The sequence below is a fragment of the Vogesella sp. EB genome (assembly GCF_001037925.1).
GTDB classification, from domain to species: domain Bacteria; phylum Pseudomonadota; class Gammaproteobacteria; order Burkholderiales; family Chromobacteriaceae; genus Vogesella; species Vogesella indigofera.
Genome location: NZ_LFDT01000002.1, coordinates 119,351 through 139,503, shown reverse-complemented (window position 1 = coordinate 139,503; position 20,153 = coordinate 119,351). Strand labels below are relative to the sequence as shown.

The following is a 20,153-nucleotide window of genomic DNA, read 5'->3' as shown; positions in this document are numbered from 1 at the left end:
ATGCCCTGATGATTTTTTGACAAACGGCAGCATGAACGCAAGCCGGGCAATCTTCAAGCATTCCAGCATGGCGCAGCGCAGCGTAAGTCCCTAAAATGGGGCGGTTATCCCCACAGCCGCTACGCTGGAGAACACATCAATGGCTATCATCCGTCAGGAAGACTTTATCCAGAGCATCGCCGATGCTTTTCAGTACATCAGTTGCTATCACCCCAAGGATTACATTGACGCGCTGTACAAGGCGTATCAGCACGAGGAAAGCCCTGCCGCCAAGGACGCGATGGCGCAGATCCTGATCAACAGCCGCATGTGTGCCGAAGGCCGCCGCCCGATCTGCCAGGATACCGGTATCGCCGTGGTGTTCCTGAAGGTTGGCATGAAGGTGCAGTGGGACAGCACCCTGTCGGTACAGGAAATGGTCAACGAAGGCGTGCGTCGCGCCTACAACAACCCGGACAACAAGCTGCGCGCCTCGGTGCTGCTGGATCCGGCCGGCCTGCGCAAGAACTCCAAGGACAACACCCCGGCGGTGGTGCACTTCGAGATCGTCGAAGGCGACGGCGTGGAAGTGATCTGCGCCGCCAAGGGTGGCGGCTCGGAGAACAAGTCCAAGTTCTACGCGCTGAACCCGTCCGACAGCATCGTGGACTGGGTGATCAAGACCGTGCCGACCATGGGCGCCGGCTGGTGTCCGCCGGGCATCCTCGGTATCGGCATCGGTGGTACGCCGGAAAAGGCGATGCTGCTGGCGAAAGAGTCGCTGATGGACCACGTCGACATCCACGAGCTGAAGGCGAAAGCCGCCAGCGGCGCGGAACTGACCAAGGTCGAAGCGCTGCGTCTGGAAATCTTCGAGAAGGTCAACGCGCTGGGTATCGGCGCGCAGGGCCTGGGTGGCCTGACCACGGTGCTGGACGTGAAGATCCTCGACTACCCGACCCACGCGGCATCGCTGCCGGTGGCGATGATCCCGAACTGCGCCGCCACCCGCCACATCCACTTCCATCTCGATGGCAGCGGCCCGGCACACCTGGAAACGCCGAAGCTGGAAGACTGGCCGGAAATCACCTACGACACCAGCAACGGCAAGCGTGTCGATCTGAACAACATCACCCCGGAAGAAGTGGCCAGCTGGCAGCCGGGCGACGTGCTGCTGCTCAACGGCAAGATCCTGACCGGCCGTGACGCCGCGCACAAGCGCATGATCGACATGCTGAACAAGGGCGAGAAGCTGCCGGTGGACTTCACCAACCGCTTCATCTACTACGTCGGCCCGGTGGACCCGGTGCGTGACGAAGTGGTCGGCCCGGCCGGCCCGACCACCGCCACCCGCATGGACAAGTTCACCCGCCAGATGCTGGAGCAGACCGGCCTCTTGGGCATGATCGGCAAGGCTGAGCGCGGCCCGGCGGCGATCGACGCGATCCGCGACAACAAGGCGGTGTACCTGATGGCGGTCGGCGGTTCGGCCTACCTGGTGTCCAAGGCGATCAAGGCGTCCAAGGTGGTCGGCTTCGAGGATCTGGGCATGGAAGCGATCTACGAGTTCGACGTGCAGGACATGCCGGTGACCGTGGCCGTGGACTCCTGTGGCACTTCGGTGCACAACACCGGTCCGGCCGAATGGCGCGTCAAGATCGGCAAGATTCCGGTCAGCGCTGCCTGATGGCGACGCGCTCCTGTTAGCCAAGCTGTTTCGGCCGCGGTCGGCAGGAAGGCAAACCGGCACCCCCGCTTGCGATGCAGGCGGGGGTGTCTTTTTTGGTGTGCAGCAATCAGCTCATGGTGCGCTCCAGTGGACTGACTACTCCGCGTCCACCCCGATTCAGAACATGGGTGTAGATCATCGCGGTTTGCACATCCTTGTGCCCTAACAGCTCCTGCACCGTGCGGATATCTTGGTGCTTGAGGCGGATGCGGTTGCGCACCTGATTGAGCAGCTTGGGAGGAGGTATGGACATGACGTATTTCCCGAAAATTTATTTCTTATTCTTTTGTCATTGATCATTCTATGGCAAGCTGTCCAGCATGATTGTTACCATGTATTTTGGATGGTGACGTAAATAAATACGTCTTTTGAGACGTCTAATACAAAGTTAGGCCTTCCTCTAATGCACAAAATCCTTACCCCCCACATCAAAGGCATGCAAAAAATATTCCTCACGCTTTCATTTGCATTGGCTTCCGTATCGCTCTTTGCGGGTACCGCTGAGAAAATCTGTCCGCTTCCAATCGGTTTGCAAACATCAACTAGTGTCTCGAAAGAAGCCATAAATGCCAAAAAAATGGGCATATCAAAATCTGCGCTTCAATTAAAAATCCCCAAAGCAACGCCCGATAACGAATGGCTTACCTCGTTGATGCGCGAAATAGTTGATGAGGTATATGACTACCCGACATTACGACCAGAAGTTTATGCGGCATACCGCTTCGAAGGTTGCTTCGTCAAACAACAGCATCAAGATCAGGCGGCCTATCTTGACTTCGCAAAAGCACATCTCCTACTACAAGAGTGCGAGTTAATTCCTGAGGAAGGCGCTAGGCCACCTTGCGCAATGAGGGTGGTACACAAGATTTCAGGTATACCTGAATAACTTAACAAGCGGTTCAAATCGTTCGCTTCGCTCTCTGGGACGGCGTGCCGCCGCCCAATTCACGGCATCATGAATCGCCTCATTGCCAAATAGCTTATCGCCTTGGGGTGGGTTGGCCCCACTTGGCAAGAGAGCAAATACTGGAGTGCAAGTGTCTATGCCAGCATCGCACATAAGCCGCAGGCTGCGGCCAACGTTGGCCGCAGACAAGAAAACCGCCTGTCCCCGTTATGGGGGCAGGCGGTTTTTCATGGGTTTGCCGGCGGCTTAGCGCGTGGCGTACACCCACTGCTTGCCCTTGGCGTCAAACGCCATCACCTGGTAGGGCTGCTTGACGCCGGTTTCCATGCCGGGGCTGCCCTGTGGCATGCCGGCCACCGCCAGGCCGCGAATGGCCGGTTTCTCGCGCAGTACTTTCTGCACCAGGTCGGCCGGCACGTGGCCCTCGAACACGTAGCCGCCGATGCTGGCGGTGTGGCAGGAGCGCAGCTTGTCCGGCACCTGCAGCTTGTCCTTGATCGCGGCCATGTCGCTGCGGTTTTCGCTGTGCAGCGGCAATTGCTGGCTGGCCATGTGCTCGGCCCACTTGCTGCAACAGCCGCAGTTGGGGTCCTTGAACAGGGTGGCGACCGGTGCGGCCAGCACCGGCAGGGAAAGCGCCAGCAGGGTGCCGGCGCGGAACAGGGATCGGATCAGCATGGGGAGCCTCGTCGGGAATAGGGGGGCAGGTGGCCAGTGACAGACCCTGGCCGACGTCACTGGTTCCCGTCGTGCTCAGGCGATCAGGCGGTCAGCTGCACGCTGCTGCCGTTATTGCTGTCGTCGTCGCTGCTGTAGGCGCGCAGCATCGCCATCAGCCGCATCATGATGCGACCATCCTGCTCGCTGTCGGCACTGGCCACGCCGCTGTCCTCGCTGCTGGTACCGCTGCTGCTGCGTTGCGCCTCTTCGTAGGCGATGCTTTCCGCGAAGCTGACCTTGCCGTCCTGGTTGCTGTCGGCGCTGTCGAAGTTTTCCGCCAGCGCGGCAAAGCGGGCCGCAGCGACGTTGTCGCCGGCCTCGCTGGCGTCGGCGGCCATCGCCGACAACTGTTCCTGTTCCAGCCCGGCGTCGTCCTCGCCGCCGGCGGGCGGTGGCGGCATACCCTGCATGCCGCCGGCCATCATCATGCCGCCCATGCCCTGGCTGCGCATGGCGTTGAACTGGCTGTCCAGCTCTTCCGCCAGCTGTTTCAGGCGTGTGCTCAGCTCGCTCTTGCTGACCTTGCCGTCGCTGTCGGTATCCAGCGCCGCGAACACGTCCTCGTTGTCCGAGCCAAAATCGCTGGCTTCGAGATAACCCTGGTTGTCGGTATCCAGCTTGCTGAAGATCTCGCTGGCCATCTGCTCGCCGTCCGGGCGTTTCATCGCGCGCGGACCGCCACCCATGCCACTCATGCCGGGCAGGTAGCTGCTGCCGACACTGCTGATTGCGCTGCTCATTGTCATGCTCCTCGTCTCGCCTGCGGAATCCCCGCCGGCCATGCGGCGCTGCTGCGGGTGATGACAATTTATAGGCAGTGTGTCAACGGCATTTATCCGCTTTGTATCAAAGCTGATACAAAGCGCCGTGCGCGTCGCGCGGCAGGGTCAGGCGCGCGATCAGGCCGCCCTGCGGCGCATTGTGCAGCGTCAGCGTGCCGCCCATGCGCCGCGCCGCGTCGCGGGCGATGGCGAGGCCGAGGCCGACGCCGCCGGTGTGGCGGTTGCGCGATTCTTCCAGCCGCACGAAGGGCTCGAATACCGAGCTCATGCGGTTTTCCGGAATGCCGGGGCCGTGGTCGCGGATCTCGATGCCCACCGTATCGCCGGTTTGCTGCAGGTGGATGTCGGCGCGCTCGCCGTAGCGCAGCGCGTTTTCCAGCAGGTTGTCGAGGCAGCGGCGCAGGCTGCCCGGCAACGTCAGCAGGCTGTCGGCGTGGCCGTCGACGCTGACGTGGTGGCCCTGTTCCTGCGCGTCTTCGGCCAGCACCTGCAACAGCGCGGTGATGTCCAGCATCTGCCAGCTTTCCTGCTGCGATTCGTCGCGCAGGTAGGCCAGCGTCGCGTCCAGCATCGCGGTCATGTCGTCGATGTCCTTGCCCAGCCTGGCCTGCAGCGCGGTGTCGTCCAGCTGCGCGCTGCGCAGGCGGATGCGGGTCAGCGGCGTGCGCAGGTCGTGCGATACCGCGGCCAGGAAACGGCTGCGCTCCGCCATCTGCTGGCGCAGCTTGTCCTGCATGCGGTTGAACAGCCGCGCCGCCTGCCGCGTTTCCTGCGGCCCGCTTTCCTCGATTGGCGGTGCCTCCAGATTGTCGCCCAGCCGCGCCGCGGCCTGGGTCAGCTGCTGAATGGGGCGCGCCAGCCGTCGTGCGCCGTACCAGGCCAGCAGGCCGATGATTGCCAGCGTCACCAGCTGTGCCAGCCAGAACGGTGCCGGAAAGCGGTTGCGATTGTCCGGTGGCGGTGGCTGTCGCGCGGCGTCGCCGGGCGCCAGGGTTGGCCGCAGACTGGTGCCGGGGGCAGCACGCTCCAGTGGCGGGCGTGGCGGCGGCTCGTCACGCGAAAAGTGTGGTCCGAAAAACAGCAGCAGGCTGGTCATCACCAGATGGGTAGTCAGCAGCGCCGCCACCACCAGCCCGAACAGGCGGGTGAAGACGGTATCGGGAATCAGGCGTTTCATTGGCGTACCTTGCAGTCAAACAGGTAACCCTCGCCGCGCACCGTTTTCAGCAGGCGCGGCGCTTTCGGGTCGTCGCCCAGCTTCTGGCGCAGGCGTGATACCAGCAGGTCGATGCTGCGGTCGAAGGCCTCCACCGTGCGTCCGCGCGCCGCATCCAGCAGCTGCTCACGGCTGAGGATGCGCTGCGGCCGTTCCAGAAAGGTGCACAGCAGGCGGTATTCGGCGTTCGACAGCGGCACCAGCAGCTGCTGCGGGGTGGTGAGTTCGCGTTTCAGGTGGCTCAGCATCCAGCCGTCGAAGTGCACGTCCTGCTGCGGATTAGCACTGCCGCCGGCGGCACTGCGCAGGCTGCGGCGCAGCACGGTGTGGATGCGCGCCACCAGCTCGCGCGGGTCGAACGGCTTCACCACGTAGTCGTCGGCGCCCAGCTCCAGCCCCACCACGCGGTCGGTGGCCTCGCCGCGCGCGGTGAGCATGATGATCGGCAGCTCGCCCTCGCTGCGAATCTGGCGGCACAGCGCCAGGCCGTCCTCGCCGGGCAGCATCAGGTCCAGGATCACCAGGTCGAAGCGCTGTTCGGCCAGCGCCGCGCGCATCGCCACGCCGTCGCCGACGCAGGTGCAGTGCATGGCGTAGGCCTGCAGGTACTGGCCGAGCAGGCTGCGGATCTCCGGATCATCGTCAACAATCAACAGGCGGGTGGCGGGGCTGGTCATGCGGGCTTCCGTTTCGGTTCGGTGGTGAGCAGCCGTGATTATGGCTGATCCTGCGGCGCCGCCGGCGCGGCAAGTTCGCTGTTCATGTGCGCCAGCAGGCATTGCCGTACCAGACTGGCCTGTTGCACGTCGAGACTGTCGAGGAAGGCGAGCCACGCCGCGGGCAGGGCGCCCGCGCTGTCGCTGGCCGTCACGCTGGCGCGCAGCGCCGCCGACAGGCTGCTGCTGCCGTCTTCCAGCTGCCGGCGCAGGGTCAGCTGCGCCTGTTGCCGCGTCTGGCGGCGGGTGGCCTGCTCGCTGAGTTCGGCGATGTCGGCCTTCAGCCACAGTGCCTGCTGTCTGGCGTCCAGTTGCAGATAGGGCAGCAGCGGCTCCAGCTGGCCGGCGAGGCTAGGTCGCGGGTGGTGGGCGCCGCTCTGGTGGGGCGGCGGAGCGGCCGGCGGCAGCTGCGCCAGCGCGCCGTGCAGCACGGTCAGGCAGAGCAGGGTGGCGAGCAGGCGCGGCAGGGCAGTGCGTTGCATCATGGCTTCCTTTGCGTAGGGACGGGGACAGGGGACGGGGGCATCCCCACAGCCTGCAGTGTCCGCCGCCGCCGTGTCGGTGCGTTGTCGGCTTTGTATCGGGGCTGACACAGTCGCGCCGCCTTGGTGTAGTGATGGTTCGGTGATGGCGCAATCGGTCCGCAGGCGGTCGGCTTTGCGCCTCGCGGCCAACGTTGGCCGCAGCCACAATGGCGTTGTTCCCCTGCCACTACCAAGGAAGCTGCCATGTCCCGTTCCGCCCTGCTTGTGATTGATGTCCAGGATTCCTTCCTGCAACGCCCGTACTGGGATGCCGCCGCCTTGCCCGCGTTTCGGGACAAGCTGCTGGCGCTGATCGCCGGCGCCCGTGCGCGCGGCCTACCGGTGGTGCATGTGCTGCACGAGGAGGGTGACGGCCCGTTCGGTGCCGCCTCCGGCCTGGTGCGGCCGATGGCGTGGCTGCCGGACGGCGCCGATGTGACCTTTACCAAGCACGTGCACAACGCGTTTACCGATACCGGCCTGCAGGCGTGGCTGGCGGCGCGCGGCATCGACCGCCTGATCGTCAGCGGCATCCGCAGCGAGCAGTGCTGCGAAACCACCACCCGCGTCGGCAGCGATCTCGGCTTTGCCGTCGATTACGTGTCGGAGGCGACGCTGACCTTTGCGATGACCCATCCCGTCAGCGGCCGGGTCTACAGCCCGGAGGACATCATCGCCCGCACCGAGCTGGTGCTGGCCGGCCGCTTTGCCGAAATCCACAGCGTCGACAGCGTGCTGGCACGGCTGGACGCGGAGGAGGCCTGCCATGCTTGAGCTGCGCCCCGGCTGCGAGGCCTGCGATACCGACTTGCCCGGCGACAGCGAGCAGGCGCTGATCTGCAGTTTCGAGTGCACCTTCTGCCACGACTGCGCGGCAAAGCTGCACCAGCTGTGCCCCAATTGCGGCGGCGAGCTGCTGCCGCGGCCGCGGCGGGTGGGCGCGAAACTGGCGGCCAACCCGGCCAGCAGCCAGCGCGTGGTCAAGCCGCGCCAGCTGTAGCCGTGCAATCGTGAACACACTGTTGCTGTTGCCACTGGCATCGGTGGCGTAAGGTAACAGACTGGGTTCACCCGCCCGGCCGCCGCGGTGGCCGGGCACAACTTCGCAGGAGCAAAGGCCATGAACTGGCAAGACCGACTGATCGCCCTCGCCATCGTCGCGGTGTGGGGCTTCAATTTCGTGGTGATCAAGTGGGGCGTGGCCGGCGTGCCGCCCTTCCTGCTCGGCGCGCTGCGCTTTGCCGCGGCGGCGGGCATCGGCCTCTTGTTCGTGCGCCGCCCCAACATCCCGTGGCGCTGGCTGGCGCTGTATGGCCTGACCATGGGGCTGGGACAGTTTGCCTGCCTGTTTTCGGCGATGAAACTGGGCATGCCGGCCGGCCTCGCCTCCATCGTGCTGCAGTCGTCCGCCTTCTTCACCCTGCTGATCGGCATGGCCTGGCTGCGCGAGCGCTTCAGCGGCTGGCAGCTGGGCGGGCTGGTCGTCGGCGGCTGCGGCCTGTACCTGATCGGCGGCCTCGGCGCCGCCGGCCTGCCGCTGGCCGGCTTTGTGCTGACCCTGTGCGCCGCCGCCTGCTGGGCGTTTTCCAATGTGGTGGTGCGTCGCATCGTCGGCGCCGGCTACCAGCCGGACATGCTGGGGCTGGTGGTGTGGGGTAGCCTGGCACCGATCGTGCCGTTCTTCGCGCTGTCGGCCATGTTCGAGTCGAGCAGTATCGACTGGGCACAGGTGGTCAGCGGCAAGAGCCTGTTCGCCATCGGCTATCTGGCGCTGATCGCCACCCTGTTCGGCTACGGCCAGTGGAGCAAGCTGCTGTCGCGCCATGCGGCCAACGTGGTGGCGCCGTATTCGCTGTTGGTGCCGCTGGTGGGGGTGTTGTCCTCGGCGCTGGTGCTGGGCGAGCGCCTCAGCTTCTGGCAGCTGGCCGGCGGCGTGGTGCTGGTGTCCGGACTGGCCATCAATATGTTCGGTCCGCGGCTGCTGGCCTTGCTGCGCAAACCGCAGCCGGCGTAAGGTTGGCCGCATGGCAAACGACCTCACCCTGCGTCCGCCCGGTGCGGACGATTTTGCCGCCTGGCTACCGCTATGGGACGGCTATAACGCCTTTTACGGCCGCCACGGCGCCAGCGCGCTGCCGCCCGGCATCAGCCGGCTCACTTGGCAGCGCTTTCTCGATCCGGCCGAGCCGGTCCATGCGCTACTGGCCTGGCAGGGCGGGCAACTGCTGGGTCTGGCGCACTATATCTTTCACCGCAACACGCTGATGCTGCACCACGCCTGCTACCTGCAGGACCTGTTTACCGTGCCCGAAGCACGGGGCAGGGGCGTGGCCCGCCAGCTGATTGCCGCCGTGGCCGACGCGGCGCGGCAGGCCGGCAGTCCCAGCCTGTACTGGCATACGCATCACACCAACCATGCCGCGCGCCAGTTGTATGACCGCGTGGCGCGCGATACCGGTTTTGTGGTGTATCGCCAGACTTTTTAACTCCCGACAGGACGCGATATGAAACTGTACCGACTGCTGACCGGCCCCGACGACGCCGCCTTCTGCCACCGCGTCAGCGAGGCGCTCAACCGCGGCTGGCACCTGCACGGCAACCCGGCGCTGACCTTCAACGGCGAGCGCGTGATCGCGGCACAGGCGATCGTGAAAGAGGTCGACGGCGAGTATGCGCCGGAGATCCGGCTGGGGGAGTTGTGAGTATCGGAAATTGGCAACAAGGGGAAAAAGTGGCAGTGAATGTTGCTCAGAGCTATTTTCGGGAAACAGTAAAGCCAACTGTTGACGAGTTTCTGCATGACCCCTTCAGTGTCAGAAGAGCCAGATTGGCTGCAATCGTTCTTTACCATTTGGTGGACTACTTGAAGGCTCAGGCAAATCAAGGTTGGGGGGTAACAAAGATTGCCGAGGCCATTGCGGTGAAGTGCCCAGATTTCTTGTTAGTCAGGGATGTTTGTGATGCAAGTAAACACTGCATTCTCACTAATGAAACGCGTGGGAATAAATCGCCGCGGGTACTGGAGCATTCTGATCAGCTGGATGCAACTAGCCATGATGGATTATTCAGTGCCCCATTTGGGTCCGGTTTTTTTGCCGAAGCGAGTTATGTCTGGATCAAACTTGATGATGGCAGTTGGCGCAACTTCGTTGATGTCGTAAGTAACGTCATCTCGTTTTTTGATATTTTTGATTTTGATGAGGTTCAGGTTCTTTCGTGATCGACATCATCTTCCTGCTCACACCGCGCTATCTGGCGCTGGATTTCGTCGGCCCGGCCGAGGCGCTGCGCATGGCCATCGACGAGGGCGCGCCGTTTCGCCTGCACGTCGCCGGGCCGGAGCCGGAGTGCGTCAGCTCGCTGGGGCTCATGTCGCTGATTGCGCCGTTGCCGCAGGCACTGGTCGATGGCAGCCTGGTGATCCTGTGCGGTACGGTGGACGAGGATGCCGACTACGCCACGCCGGCGGCGCAGCGGCTGATCGACTGGCTGCAGCAGCACATCACGCCGCAGGTGAGCCTGGCGACGGTGTGCTCCGGCGCGCTGTTGGCCGGCATGGCCGGGCTGCTCGACGGCCGCGCCTGCACCACGCACCACAGCCTTACCGCCAAGCTGGCGGCGCTGGCGCCGAAGGCGCGGGTGCTGGACAACCGCGTGTTTGTCGAGGACGGCCACATCGCCACCTCGGCCGGCATCACCACCGGCATGGATCTGGCGCTGGCGCTGATCGAGCGCCATGCCGGCGCCGACATCGCCGCTCGCGTGGCGCGGCGCATGGTGCTGTACAGCCGCCGCGCCGGCGACGATCCGCAGCTGTCGCCGTGGCTGGCGTTCCGCAATCACCTGCACCCGGCGGTGCACCGCGCGCAGGACCTGATCGCGCGCGATCCGGCGCTGCGCTGGCCGGTGGAGACGCTGGCCGAGCGCGTCCATCTCAGTCCGCGTCATCTGACGCGGCTGTTCCGCGAGCAGGCCGGCGTCGGCATCGTCGAATACCAGCAGCGGCTGCGGGTGGCGGTGGTGCGCCAGCTGTTGCAGCAGGGCGTGGCGGTGGAACGCGCCGCCGAAGGCGCCGGTTTTGCCTCGGCGCGCGACATGCGGCGGGTGTGGCACAAGTTCGAAAGCGTCAATCCCGGCCAGCTGGCCTGAGCGCGGGGAGGGCTGGCGCTAGCGCCAGTTGAAGTTCAGGCTGCGCGAGCCGTTCCGGCCCAGCTGTACATTGCGCTGCTGGCGCATGCCCATATAGCTGGCGTCCACCCGGTAGCTGCCGGCCGGCAGGTCGGCATACAGCAGTGGCCCGACCTGTTGCAGCGACAGCACCGGCTGTCCCTTGCTGGTGCGGATGTCGACATCGACGCCGACCACATACTGGCCGCCTCCTTCGGAAAAGGTCAGGTGCAGGCTGTAGCCGGCACTCTGTTTGATGGCCTGCGATTCGTCCTGGCCGACGCCGCCACTGAGATAGGCGATGCCGTTCTGTTGCTGTATTTGCAGATTGGCGGCCTGCAGCGTGGCAGGCATGGCGTCTTCTGCGTGCAGTGCCAGCGGGGCCAGCCCGAGCAGCAAGCCCAGCATCAGCGCTGAATACTGTTGTGAGTGGATGGTGTTCATGATCAAGCCTCCTTGCGGGCGGGGCGCCCGCTAATGCCGCCGTCGCGCGGCGCTGGCGTTGCCAGTCGTTTGCCTGCGTGCGCAGGCCGCTAGCGGTGGCGATGGGGTGTGCGGCCAGCGCCAACTCGGAGAGGGGCGCGTTCAGGCTCGCAATTGAGTACAAGAGTGCGACACGCGGGGTGTCATGTCGGTGCGGTGGCGCACATGTATTGTGGCGTCTGGCCGCATCCGCCCCTTGGGCGGCCAAGGTTGGCCGCAATGGCCGTCAACCTGCCGCGGTTGACGCTGGTGTGGTGCCGGCAATCCTGCAGCCGGCACGATAACCCCGTACAATCCGGCCATTGTTTTTGCGGTATACCTCATGATAGCCACACCCAAACCAACCGGCAAAGCCGGTCTGCACCCGCGCAACGCGCATCGCCAGCGCTATGACTTCCCGGCGCTGATCGCCAGTCTGCCGGAGCTGGCTGCCTTTGTGCGCCCCAACGACTACGGCGACGACAGCGTCGACTTCGCCGATCCGGCGGCGGTCAAGGCGCTGAACCGCGCGCTGCTGGCGCACTACTACGGCATTGGCTTCTGGGATCTGCCGCCGGGCTACCTGTGCCCGCCGATCCCGGGCCGTGCCGACTACATCCATCATCTTGCCGACCTGCTCGCCGCCTGCAATGGCGGCACCGTGCCGCCGCGCGTCAACGTGCTTGACGTCGGCGTCGGCGCCAACTGCGTGTACCCGATTATCGGCCGCAGCGTGTACGGCTGGCGCTTCGTCGGCAGCGACATCGATCCGGTGTCGCTGAAAGCGGCGAAGGCGATCGCCGATTTCAACCCGGTGCTGTCCGGCGCGCTGACGCTGCGGCTGCAGGCGGACGCGGGCAAGGTGTTTGCCGGCGTCATCCAGCGCAAGGACCGTTTCGACGTCACGCTGTGCAACCCGCCGTTCCACGCCTCGGCGGAAGAGGCCGAGGCGGTGTCGCGGCGCAAGGTGAGCAACCTCACCGGCGAGGTGCCGGACAAGCCGGTGCTGAATTTCGGTGGCCAGCATGCCGAGCTGTGGTGCGACGGCGGCGAAGTCACCTTCCTGCGCACCATGGCGCAGGAGAGCCGCGAGTTTGCCGAACAGTGCTGCTGGTTCACCTCGCTGGTGTCGCGTGAGGCGCACCTGCACGAGCTGTACCGCCAGCTGCGCAAGCTGGGCGCGAAGCAGGTCAAGACCGTCAACATGGCGCAGGGACAGAAGATCAGCCGTTTCGTGGCGTGGACCTTCCTCGACAACGCGGCGATAGCCGAGTGGCGCGAGGAGCGCTGGCAGGGCTGAGGCCTGGCCGCGGTCAGCTAGACATGAAAAACCCCGCCGGTGCTGCCGGGCGGGGTTTTTTCTTGCTTGCGTTCAGCGCGGCTCAGTCCGGCTTGGCGGCCTGTTGCGCGGCGGCTTCTGCGGCGGCGGCGCGCAGCTTGTCCTTCTTGCTCGGGCGCTTGCCCTTGATGCCGCCGTTGTCGTCGGCTGCGGCCAACCTTGGCGAGGGTTCGTCAACCGGCACGAAGCCGGCCAGCTGCTCGCGCGGCAGTTTCAGCTGCAGCCGCTTCTCGATCAGGCGGAAGTGGGCGCGGCTGTCGGCGTCGATCAGGCTGATGGCGAGGCCGCTTTCGCCGGCGCGGCCGGTGCGGCCGATGCGGTGGGTGTAGTCCTGCGGCGAGCGCGGCAGGTCGTAGTTGATCACCACCGGCAGCGCCGGGATGTCGATGCCGCGCGCGGCGAGGTCGGTGGCGACGATCACCTGCAGCGTGCCGTCCTTCAGGTTTTCCAGCACCCGTTCGCGGCGGCCTTGTGCTAGCTCGCCGAACAGCGCGGCGGCGCGGATGCCCTCGCGCTGCAGCGTCTGCGCCAGCTCGGCGGCGCCCTGTTTGCTGGCGACGAAGACCAGCATGCGCGCGCCCTCCTGCTCGGCGATCAGCCGGCACAGCAGCGCGGTACGCTGACGGCTATCGACCTCGATCGCGCGCTGGCGGATGTCCGGCGCCTGTTCCGCGATGTGGATGCGCTGCGCGTCGGTGAGCAGCTTTGTCGCCAGCTGCTGCACGTTGGCCGCAAAGGTGGCGGAGAACAGCAGCGTCTGGCGCTGTAGCGGCAGCGCGGCCAGCACCTGTTCCAGCTCGTCGGCAAAGCCCTGTTCCAGCAGGCGGTCGGCCTCGTCCAGCACCAGGGTGCGCACCTGATCCAGGCGCAGCGCGTTGTTGGCCAGCAGCTCCAGCAGCCGGCCCGGGGTGGCGACGATGATGTCGGCACCGCCACGCAGCGCCATCAGCTGCGGATTGAGCGACACCCCGCCGTAGACGGTGACGATCTTCGGCGGCGGCAGGTGGCGGGCCAGTTGTTGCAGCACGCTGCCGACCTGTTGCGCCAGCTCGCGCGTCGGCAGCAGTACCAGCAGCGTCGGCTGCTTGCCGTCATGGCGGTCGTGCTGCCAGCGCTGCAACAGCGGCAGGCAGTAGGCGGCGGTCTTGCCGGAGCCGGTGCGGGCGGTGGCCAGCAGGTCGCGGCCGTGCAGGATCGCCGGGATCGCCTCGCGCTGGATGGCGGTGGCGGTGTGGAAGCCCTGTTCGTCCAGCGCGTGCAGCAGCGCCGGGTCAAGGCCGAGGGTGGAAAAGGGCATGGGCGGGCGCGGGGCGTGAATTCGTGAAGGCGGCAGTCTACGGCTTTTGGGCGCGCGGCACTATGGCGATGCACGCCGGCCCGCTGCGTGGTGGGGGATAGACGGGGGGCGGGCAGCCGATTGACGCCAGCGTCATTCCCTTGGATGATTCAATCGCTTGTTTTAATGATGGCGCAGACCATCATCCGCGACACACGAGGAATCATGACAAACCGCGAACACGATCTGTGGGTGCCGGTCACCGCCACCGACACGCTATACCTGAAGCGCATCCGCCATCCGGAAAAGGACGGCGCGCCGGTGCTGCTGCTGCACGGGGTGATGGCCAACGGCCGCATCTTCTATTCCGACAATGGCAAGGGGCTGGCGCACTATCTGGCGCGCCACGGCTACGACGTGTTCGTCGCCGACCTGCGCGGTCGCGGCCGCAGCACGCCGCGCATCGGCCGCGGCGCGCGTCACGGCCAGACCGAAACCATCACCGAAGACCTGCCGGCGCTGCAGGCGGCGATCCGCCAGCTGAAGGGCGAGGTGGCGGTGCACTGGATGGCGCACTCCTGGGGCGGCGTGCACATGAGCAGCTGCCTGTTGCGCCAGCCGCAGCTGATCGCGCAGGTGGCCAGCCTGGTCTACTTCGGCAGCAAGCGCAGCGTGCAGGTGCGCAATCTCAACAAGCTGCTGGAAGTCGATCTGCTGTGGAACATCGTCGGCCGCGTGCTGTGCCGCTGCGTCGGTTACCTGCCGGCGCGCCGTCTCGGCCTCGGCGCCGACGATGAAACCGACAAGAGCCACCGTCAGAGCAAGCTCTGGGCACAGAATCGGCCGTGGCTGGACAGCGACGACCGCTTCGACTACCGCCAAGCGGCGCAGACGCTGCAACTGCCGCCGGCGCTGTACTTCGCCGCGCAGAACGATCCCTGTCGTGGCCACCCGGCCGACGTGAAGCGCTTTCGCGACGAAAGCGGCGCGCACCTGTCGCGGCTGCGGCTGCTGGCACGCCACAGCGGCCATCGCCACGACTACAACCACGTCAGCCTGCTGACCCACCCCGACGCGGTGCGCGATCATTTCCCGCTGGTGCTGGAATGGCTGGCCGGGCGCTACGGCATGGTGCAGGAAAACTACTGAGCACGGCTTGCGGCCAACGTTGGCCGCAAACCGGCGCCGATGCCGGGCGGGAAACTGCGACGGGCTTGACCTGGCGCATTCGCCGCCGGCGGCCGGCTGTGGTAGAAAGCGGGCTGTGTTTATCCTTGCGACCGTTTCCGGCCATGTCCCAACTGCAATTCGACCTCGACCACGTCATCGACACCCTCGCCAGCGAGGGCTGGGTGGTGATCCCGCACGCGCTGTCCGCCGCCATGACCGCCAACCTGCGCACCGCCTGCCTCGACGTGTGGCAGCAGGGCTTGTTCCACGAGGCCGCCACCGGCCGCGCCGACGGCCAGGCGCGCCGTGCCGAGATCCGCTCCGACTCGGTGCTGTGGCTGGACCAGGTGGCGGCGCTGCCGGCGGTGCAGGCCTACAACGCGGCGATGGACGACATCATGCAGGCGGTCAATCGCGGCCTGTACCTCGGCCTCGTCGAGCTGGAGTCGCACTTCGCGGTGTATCCGGAAGGCGCGTTCTACAAGAAGCATCTCGACCGCTTCCAGGACGACGACGCGCGCACGCTGACCACGGTGTTTTATCTGAACGAGGCCTGGCCGCAGCAGGCCGGCGGCCAGATCCGCCTGTATCTGGATGCCGACTGCCGCGAGTTCATCGACGTCGAGCCGGAAGCCGGCACGCTGGTACTGTTCCTGTCCGACCGTTTCTGGCACGAGGTGCTGCCGGCACGGCAGCAGCGGCTGTCGGTCACCGGCTGGTACCGCCGCCGCGGCGGCAACATGCCGTGGTGAGCGGCTGCTTCGCCACTTCGCCAAAAGCACAGCGCCCTGCGGGGCGCTTTTTTTGCGGCCAACGTTGGCCGCCATGTTGGCGGCCGGCGCGCCCGGGCCGCGGGCCGGCCGATGACGCCGTTTTAACGGGTGGCGCGCGCCCGGCGGCGCGGCCTGGCGGCGGTGCCATTTGGTGAATTGTGACGCTGTGCAAGCGCCGGCAGCGTTGCCGGTCCGTGCTAGAATCAGCAGCGATCACCAAAAAATAGGCAAGGGATAAAGCGATGTCTGGCAATAGCATGGGCCTGCTGTTTACTGTTACTTCATTCGGCGAAAGCCACGGGCCGGGAATCGGCTGCATTGTTGACGGCTGCCCTCCGGGCATGACCCTGTCCGAAGCCGACATCCAGGCCGAGCTGGACCGCCGCAAACCCGGCACCAGCCGCCACGTCACCCAGCGCCGCGAGCCGGACACCGTCGAGATCCTGTCCGGCGTGTACGAGGGCAAGACCACCGGCACGCCGATCGCGCTGTTGATCCGCAACACCGACCAGCGCAGCAAGGACTACGGCAATATCGCCGACACCTTCCGCCCCGGCCACGCCGACTACACCTACTGGCACAAGTACGGCATCCGCGACCCGCGTGGTGGCGGCCGTTCCTCGGCGCGCGAGACCGCGGTGCGGGTCGCCGCCGGCGCCATCGCCAAGAAATGGCTGCATGAACAATACGGCATCGTGATCCGCGGCCACATGACGCAGATTGGCGACATCGAGATCCCGTTCCAGAGCTGGGACGAGGTCGGCAACAACCCGTTCTTCGCCGCCGACGCCAGCAAGGTCGACGCGCTGGAAGCGTACATGGACAGCATCCGCAAGAGCCTGGATTCGGTCGGCGCACGCCTGCGCGTGGTGGCCGACAATGTGCCTGTGGGCTGGGGCGAGCCGGTGTACGACCGCCTCGACGCCGACATCGCCTACGCGATGATGAACATCAACGCGGTGAAGGGCGTCGAGATCGGCGCCGGCTTCGGCTGCGTCACCCAGCGTGGCAGCGAACACGGCGACGAGCTGACGCCGGAAGGCTTTGCCAGCAACCACGCCGGCGGCATCCTCGGTGGTATTTCCACCGGCCAGCAGATCGAAGTGTCGATGGCGATCAAGCCGACGTCGTCGATCGCGCAGCCGCGCCGCTCCATCAACAAGGCCGGCGAGGCGATCATGGTCGAGACCCACGGCCGCCACGACCCCTGCGTCGGCATCCGCGCCACGCCGATCGCCGAGGCGATGCTGGCACTGGTGCTGATCGACCACGCGCTGCGCCACCGCGCGCAGTGCGGCGATGTGCGGGTCGATACCCCGCGCATTCCCGGCCGCATCGGCTAAGCGCTCTTCCATCCAAGAGGCAGCGTCAGGCTGCCCGTCGTTCGCACACAATAGGGTTTGCCATGTTCAAAAGTCTGTTTGGCAGCTTGACCGGCAAGGGACAAGCACAGGAAGCCAAGGAAAGCCGCGAGGTGAAAACCGCCGCCGCCAGCACGCCGGCCGCGGAGAGTGGCGACAATATCGTGTTGCCGCACACGCTGGGCTTTGTCACCCACCAGCCGCTGCACGACCTGCAGCAGCGGGTGGTGGCCTACGAGTTCATGGTGCGCGATACCGTCAAGCGCCGCGAGTCGTCGGCCGGGCAGTGGCTGCAGTTCGACCGGCTGATGATCAGCACGCTGATCAACATGGACGTGTTCCGGCTGCTGAATTCGCGCCGTGCGCTGGTGCACGTGTCGACGCTGTCGCTGCAGGACGCGTCGCTGGAGGCTTTCCCCAGCGACCGCGTCTATTTCGTGCTCAACCCGGCGATCGACGATCCGGTCAGCAACAGCACCATCGCGCTGATCGACCAGCATCGCGCGCAGGGGCGCCGCTTTGCGCTGGAGCCGTCGCTGTTCGACCGCCGCGTGCTGCCGGAGGCGCTGCAGGACGAGCTGTTCTCCCGCATCGACCTGCTGATCCTCGACTTCAGCGGCGCCGCCGACGAGGTGCTGGCGCCGTTCATGGACCAGATGCTGGCGCGTTATCCCGCCGCGCGCTGGTATGCGCGCAATATCAGCTCCAGCGAGGATTTCGATGTCTGTGTCAAGACGCCGGGCGCCGCCAAGCGCTTCGTGCTGTTCCAGGGCGCGTTCCTGACCGCGGTGCGCTCGCAGTCCGCCGGCAAGGCCGACGCCAGCCAGATGCGGGTGCTGGAAATCATGCGCCTGCTGCGTGCCGGGGCGGAAACGCAGGAGATCGACGCCCAGTTCAAGCTGGATTCGGTGCTGCTGTTCAAGCTGCTGCGCTTCATCAACTCGCCGGCCAACGGTCTGTCGCGCAAGGTGATGTCGATCGAGGAGTCGCTGCTGCTGCTGGGACGCGAATCGCTGTTCAAGTGGTTGACGCTGCTGCTGTTCACCTCACGCAAGGACGACGGCCGCTCGGTGGCGCTGCTGGAGCGCTCGCTGTTCCGCGCCCGCTTCATGGAGACGCTGGGCAAGCTGGGCGGCAACAACCGCCTGGAGTGCGAGCACCTGTTCCTGTCCGGCATGTTCTCGCTGCTGGACGCGCTGATGCACGTGGAGATGGCCAGCGCGCTGTCGCCGCTGGACCTGCCGCCGACGGTGGCCGATGCGCTGCTCAACCAGCGCGGCATGTTCGCACCGTATCTGGCGCTGGCCATTTCTGCGGAGCAGGACAACGCCGACCGCATCGTGGCGCTGGCCGAGCTGCTGAAGCTGGAGCCGGCCGACGTCAACAAGGCGCACATCGACGCCATGGTGTGGGCGCAGGAAATCCTGGTGCAGTCGGAATAAACCGGCAGCCGCTGCCGTCAGGCACCGGCCACCAACAAAAAAACCCCCTGTTTTGTAACAGGGGGTTTTTTGCGGCCAACGCTGGGGGGCTTAACCGCCGACGTTGTAGTTCGGTGCTTCCTTGGTGATCTGTACGTCGTGCACGTGCGATTCGCGCATGCCGGCGGAAGTGATCTCCACAAAGCCGGCCTTGTCGTGCATTTCGTCGATGGTCTTGCAACCCAGGTAGCCCATCGAGGAGCGCAGGCCGCCCACCAGCTGGTGGATCACCTGGGCGATCGGGCCCTTGTAGGCGACACGGCCTTCGATGCCTTCCGGCACGAACTTGTCGGCGTTGCTGTTGCCGTCCTGGAAGTAGCGGTCGGCGGAACCCTGGCTCATCGCGCCCAGGCTGCCCATGCCACGGTAGGACTTGTAGGAACGGCCCTGATACAGCTCGACTTCGCCCGGGGCTTCTTCGGTGCCGGCGAACATGCCGCCCAGCATCACGGCGTTGCCGCCGGCGGCCAGCGCCTTGGAGATGTCACCGGAGAAGCGGATGCCGCCGTCGGCGATCATCGGCACGCCGGTGCCTTTCAGCGCTTCGGACACGTTGTGGATGGCGGTCAGCTGCGGTACGCCGACACCGGCCACGATACGGGTGGTGCAGATCGAGCCTGGGCCGATGCCCACTTTCACGCCGTCGGCGCCAGCGGCCACCAGTGCGCGGGCAGCGTCGGCGGTGGCGATGTTGCCACCGATCACGTCCACCTGCGGGAAGGTGTCCTTCACCCACTTCACGCGGTCCAGTACGCCCTGGCTGTGGCCGTGGGCGGTATCGACCACGATCACGTCGACGCCGGCGGCCACCAGTGCTGCCACGCGGTCGGCGGTGTCGCCACCGGTGCCGACTGCCGCGCCGACGCGCAGGCGACCCTGGCTGTCCTTGTTGGCGTTCGGGTGTTCGCTGGTCTTGATGATGTCCTTGACGGTAATCAGACCCTTCAGCTCGAAGGCGTCGTTGATCACCAGTACCCGCTCCAGGCGATGCTTGTGCATCAGCTCGCGCGCTTCATCGATGCTGCCGCCTTCCTTCACCGTCACCAGACGCTCGCGCGGGGTCATGATGGAGGCCACCGGCTGGTCGAGACGGGTCTCGAAACGCAGGTCACGGTTGGTGACGATACCCACTACCTTGCCATCCTGAACCACGGGCAGACCGGAGATCTTGTGCTGACGGGTCAGCAACACCAGGTCGCGTACCAGCATGTCCGGGGCGATGGTGATCGGGTCCTTGACCACGCCGCTTTCGTAACGCTTCACCTTGGACACTTCCAGCGCTTGCTGCTCGGCGGTCATGTTCTTGTGAATGATGCCGATGCCGCCTTCCTGGGCCATCGCAATCGCCAGACGCGATTCGGTGACGGTATCCATTGCAGCGGAGACCAGGGGCAGATTCAGGCTGATGTTACGGGTGAGGCGAGTGGACAGGGCAACGTCACGTGGCAGAACGGCGGAGTGGGCCGGCACGAGGAGAACGTCGTCGAAAGTGTAGGCCTTCTCGATGATGCGCATCTTGCTTTCCTTTAGCGGCAAAAACGCATTATACCG

At 65.5% G+C, this 20,153-nt stretch carries 22 protein-coding genes and 1 pseudogene; 14 read left to right on the top strand and 9 right to left on the bottom strand.

Features of this window, described 5'->3' with window-relative positions:
• The first annotated feature begins 139 nt into the window (after nt 1-139).
• Complete coding sequence (locus tag ACG97_RS02165) at nt 140-1,666, top strand: fumarate hydratase (RefSeq protein WP_047965672.1); 1,527 nt, start codon at nt 140-142, stop codon at nt 1,664-1,666.
• 109 nt (nt 1,667-1,775) lie between these two features.
• Here the strand turns inward: ACG97_RS02165 and ACG97_RS02160 are convergent.
• A pseudogene (locus ACG97_RS02160) lies at nt 1,776-1,898 on the bottom strand (tyrosine-type recombinase/integrase); the annotation flags it as partial.
• A 213-nt stretch (nt 1,899-2,111) separates the two neighbouring features.
• On the opposite strand from ACG97_RS02160, the gene ACG97_RS17465 reads away from it, so the two are divergent.
• On the top strand, nt 2,112-2,594 hold the full coding sequence (locus ACG97_RS17465) for a hypothetical protein (protein WP_156167862.1): 483 nt from the start codon (nt 2,112-2,114) through the stop codon (nt 2,592-2,594).
• A 267-nt stretch (nt 2,595-2,861) separates the two neighbouring features.
• On the opposite strand, the gene ACG97_RS02155 is transcribed toward ACG97_RS17465, so the two are convergent.
• The 5 genes from ACG97_RS02155 to ACG97_RS02135 all read right to left on the bottom strand — a co-directional run bounded on the left by ACG97_RS02155 (nt 2,862) and on the right by ACG97_RS02135 (nt 6,534).
• Nucleotides 2,862-3,293: a DUF411 domain-containing protein gene (locus ACG97_RS02155; protein ID WP_047965670.1), complete on the bottom strand. Its 432-nt coding sequence runs from the start codon at nt 3,291-3,293 to the stop codon at nt 2,862-2,864.
• Nucleotides 3,294-3,376: 83 nt separating this feature from the next.
• On the bottom strand, nt 3,377-4,075 hold the full coding sequence (locus ACG97_RS02150; RefSeq protein ID WP_047965669.1) for an EF-hand domain-containing protein: 699 nt from the start codon (nt 4,073-4,075) through the stop codon (nt 3,377-3,379).
• Nucleotides 4,076-4,181: 106 nt separating this feature from the next.
• Nucleotides 4,182-5,294, bottom strand: a complete 1,113-nt coding sequence (locus ACG97_RS02145) for an ATP-binding protein (RefSeq protein WP_047965668.1) — start codon at nt 5,292-5,294, stop codon at nt 4,182-4,184.
• Complete coding sequence (locus ACG97_RS02140) at nt 5,291-6,010, bottom strand: response regulator (protein ID WP_047965667.1); 720 nt, start codon at nt 6,008-6,010, stop codon at nt 5,291-5,293. The genes ACG97_RS02145 and ACG97_RS02140 overlap by 4 nt, the downstream gene beginning before the upstream one ends.
• 38 nt (nt 6,011-6,048) lie before the next feature.
• The gene (locus ACG97_RS02135; protein WP_047965666.1) at nt 6,049-6,534 is read right to left on the bottom strand and encodes a hypothetical protein; all 486 of its coding nucleotides are present in this window, start codon (nt 6,532-6,534) and stop codon (nt 6,049-6,051) included.
• A 243-nt stretch (nt 6,535-6,777) separates the two neighbouring features.
• Here ACG97_RS02135 and ACG97_RS02130 point away from each other — a divergent pair, with 243 nt between their 5' ends.
• The 7 genes from ACG97_RS02130 to ACG97_RS02105 all read left to right on the top strand — a co-directional run bounded on the left by ACG97_RS02130 (nt 6,778) and on the right by ACG97_RS02105 (nt 10,722).
• A complete protein-coding gene (locus ACG97_RS02130; protein WP_047965665.1) occupies nt 6,778-7,347 on the top strand; it encodes an isochorismatase family protein in 570 nt (189 codons plus the stop codon).
• Nucleotides 7,340-7,573: a DUF1272 domain-containing protein gene (locus ACG97_RS02125; RefSeq protein WP_047965664.1), complete on the top strand. Its 234-nt coding sequence runs from the start codon at nt 7,340-7,342 to the stop codon at nt 7,571-7,573. Before ACG97_RS02130 ends, ACG97_RS02125 begins: the two co-directional genes overlap by 8 nt.
• A 120-nt stretch (nt 7,574-7,693) precedes the next feature.
• Nucleotides 7,694-8,587: an EamA family transporter gene (locus tag ACG97_RS02120; RefSeq protein WP_047965663.1), complete on the top strand. Its 894-nt coding sequence runs from the start codon at nt 7,694-7,696 to the stop codon at nt 8,585-8,587.
• Nucleotides 8,588-8,597: 10 nt separating this feature from the next.
• Nucleotides 8,598-9,059: a GNAT family N-acetyltransferase gene (locus tag ACG97_RS02115; protein ID WP_047965662.1), complete on the top strand. Its 462-nt coding sequence runs from the start codon at nt 8,598-8,600 to the stop codon at nt 9,057-9,059.
• Nucleotides 9,060-9,077: 18 nt separating this feature from the next.
• Nucleotides 9,078-9,275: a DUF1737 domain-containing protein gene (locus ACG97_RS02110; RefSeq protein WP_047965661.1), complete on the top strand. Its 198-nt coding sequence runs from the start codon at nt 9,078-9,080 to the stop codon at nt 9,273-9,275.
• Nucleotides 9,272-9,793 (top strand): hypothetical protein, encoded by a 522-nt coding sequence (locus ACG97_RS17460; RefSeq protein WP_156167859.1) that lies wholly within the window; start codon nt 9,272-9,274, stop codon nt 9,791-9,793. Before ACG97_RS02110 ends, ACG97_RS17460 begins: the two co-directional genes overlap by 4 nt.
• Nucleotides 9,790-10,722: a GlxA family transcriptional regulator gene (locus tag ACG97_RS02105; RefSeq protein WP_047965660.1), complete on the top strand. Its 933-nt coding sequence runs from the start codon at nt 9,790-9,792 to the stop codon at nt 10,720-10,722. The genes ACG97_RS17460 and ACG97_RS02105 overlap by 4 nt, the downstream gene beginning before the upstream one ends.
• 18 nt (nt 10,723-10,740) lie before the next feature.
• Here the strand turns inward: ACG97_RS02105 and ACG97_RS02100 are convergent, their stop codons facing one another.
• Nucleotides 10,741-11,184 (bottom strand): hypothetical protein, encoded by a 444-nt coding sequence (locus tag ACG97_RS02100; protein ID WP_047965659.1) that lies wholly within the window; start codon nt 11,182-11,184, stop codon nt 10,741-10,743.
• 361 nt (nt 11,185-11,545) lie between these two features.
• Here ACG97_RS02100 and rlmF point away from each other — a divergent pair, with 361 nt between their 5' ends.
• Nucleotides 11,546-12,502 (top strand): 23S rRNA (adenine(1618)-N(6))-methyltransferase RlmF, encoded by a 957-nt coding sequence (gene rlmF, locus ACG97_RS02095; RefSeq protein ID WP_047965658.1) that lies wholly within the window; start codon nt 11,546-11,548, stop codon nt 12,500-12,502.
• An 82-nt stretch (nt 12,503-12,584) separates the two neighbouring features.
• On the opposite strand, the gene ACG97_RS02090 is transcribed toward rlmF, so the two are convergent.
• On the bottom strand, nt 12,585-13,838 hold the full coding sequence (locus tag ACG97_RS02090; protein WP_047965657.1) for a DEAD/DEAH box helicase: 1,254 nt from the start codon (nt 13,836-13,838) through the stop codon (nt 12,585-12,587).
• A gap of 204 nt (nt 13,839-14,042) precedes the next feature.
• Between ACG97_RS02090 and ACG97_RS02085 the strand changes: the two genes are divergently transcribed.
• From ACG97_RS02085 to ACG97_RS02070, 4 genes are all read left to right on the top strand, one after another.
• Nucleotides 14,043-14,966 carry an alpha/beta fold hydrolase gene (locus tag ACG97_RS02085; protein WP_047965793.1) on the top strand — a complete coding sequence of 308 codons (924 nt, stop codon included), beginning with the start codon at nt 14,043-14,045 and terminating at the stop codon, nt 14,964-14,966.
• A gap of 143 nt (nt 14,967-15,109) precedes the next feature.
• Nucleotides 15,110-15,739: a 2OG-Fe(II) oxygenase gene (locus tag ACG97_RS02080; RefSeq protein WP_047965656.1), complete on the top strand. Its 630-nt coding sequence runs from the start codon at nt 15,110-15,112 to the stop codon at nt 15,737-15,739.
• A 263-nt stretch (nt 15,740-16,002) separates the two neighbouring features.
• Nucleotides 16,003-17,103, top strand: coding sequence for a chorismate synthase (aroC, locus tag ACG97_RS02075; protein WP_047965655.1), 1,101 nt, complete (start codon nt 16,003-16,005; stop codon nt 17,101-17,103).
• A 62-nt stretch (nt 17,104-17,165) separates the two neighbouring features.
• A complete protein-coding gene (locus tag ACG97_RS02070; protein ID WP_047965654.1) occupies nt 17,166-18,563 on the top strand; it encodes an EAL and HDOD domain-containing protein in 1,398 nt (465 codons plus the stop codon).
• A 90-nt stretch (nt 18,564-18,653) separates the two neighbouring features.
• Here ACG97_RS02070 and guaB read toward each other — a convergent pair whose 3' ends face one another.
• Nucleotides 18,654-20,117: an IMP dehydrogenase gene (guaB, locus tag ACG97_RS02065; RefSeq protein ID WP_047965792.1), complete on the bottom strand. Its 1,464-nt coding sequence runs from the start codon at nt 20,115-20,117 to the stop codon at nt 18,654-18,656.
• Nucleotides 20,118-20,153: the final 36 nt, after the last annotated feature.

Bases quoted from the DNA above. Each gene is read 5' to 3' on its own strand.
- ACG97_RS02115 (WP_047965662.1), top strand. From the start codon at position 8,598: ATGGCAAACGACCTCACCCTGCGTCCGCCCGGTGCGGACGATTTTGCC.
- ACG97_RS02100 (WP_047965659.1), bottom strand. From the start codon at position 11,184: ATGAACACCATCCACTCACAACAGTATTCAGCGCTGATGCTGGGCTTG.
- ACG97_RS02140 (WP_047965667.1), bottom strand. From the start codon at position 6,010: ATGACCAGCCCCGCCACCCGCCTGTTGATTGTTGACGATGATCCGGAG.
- rlmF (WP_047965658.1), top strand. From the start codon at position 11,546: ATGATAGCCACACCCAAACCAACCGGCAAAGCCGGTCTGCACCCGCGC.
- ACG97_RS02165 (WP_047965672.1), top strand. From the start codon at position 140: ATGGCTATCATCCGTCAGGAAGACTTTATCCAGAGCATCGCCGATGCT.
- ACG97_RS02155 (WP_047965670.1), bottom strand. From the start codon at position 3,293: ATGCTGATCCGATCCCTGTTCCGCGCCGGCACCCTGCTGGCGCTTTCC.
- aroC (WP_047965655.1), top strand. From the start codon at position 16,003: ATGTCTGGCAATAGCATGGGCCTGCTGTTTACTGTTACTTCATTCGGC.
- ACG97_RS02145 (WP_047965668.1), bottom strand. From the start codon at position 5,294: ATGAAACGCCTGATTCCCGATACCGTCTTCACCCGCCTGTTCGGGCTG.
- ACG97_RS02125 (WP_047965664.1), top strand. From the start codon at position 7,340: ATGCTTGAGCTGCGCCCCGGCTGCGAGGCCTGCGATACCGACTTGCCC.
- ACG97_RS02085 (WP_047965793.1), top strand. From the start codon at position 14,043: ATGACAAACCGCGAACACGATCTGTGGGTGCCGGTCACCGCCACCGAC.
- ACG97_RS02150 (WP_047965669.1), bottom strand. From the start codon at position 4,075: ATGAGCAGCGCAATCAGCAGTGTCGGCAGCAGCTACCTGCCCGGCATG.
- guaB (WP_047965792.1), bottom strand. From the start codon at position 20,117: ATGCGCATCATCGAGAAGGCCTACACTTTCGACGACGTTCTCCTCGTG.
- ACG97_RS02130 (WP_047965665.1), top strand. From the start codon at position 6,778: ATGTCCCGTTCCGCCCTGCTTGTGATTGATGTCCAGGATTCCTTCCTG.
- ACG97_RS02070 (WP_047965654.1), top strand. From the start codon at position 17,166: ATGTTCAAAAGTCTGTTTGGCAGCTTGACCGGCAAGGGACAAGCACAG.
- ACG97_RS17465 (WP_156167862.1), top strand. From the start codon at position 2,112: ATGCACAAAATCCTTACCCCCCACATCAAAGGCATGCAAAAAATATTC.
- ACG97_RS02120 (WP_047965663.1), top strand. From the start codon at position 7,694: ATGAACTGGCAAGACCGACTGATCGCCCTCGCCATCGTCGCGGTGTGG.
- ACG97_RS02090 (WP_047965657.1), bottom strand. From the start codon at position 13,838: ATGCCCTTTTCCACCCTCGGCCTTGACCCGGCGCTGCTGCACGCGCTG.
- ACG97_RS02135 (WP_047965666.1), bottom strand. From the start codon at position 6,534: ATGATGCAACGCACTGCCCTGCCGCGCCTGCTCGCCACCCTGCTCTGC.
- ACG97_RS02080 (WP_047965656.1), top strand. From the start codon at position 15,110: ATGTCCCAACTGCAATTCGACCTCGACCACGTCATCGACACCCTCGCC.
- ACG97_RS02110 (WP_047965661.1), top strand. From the start codon at position 9,078: ATGAAACTGTACCGACTGCTGACCGGCCCCGACGACGCCGCCTTCTGC.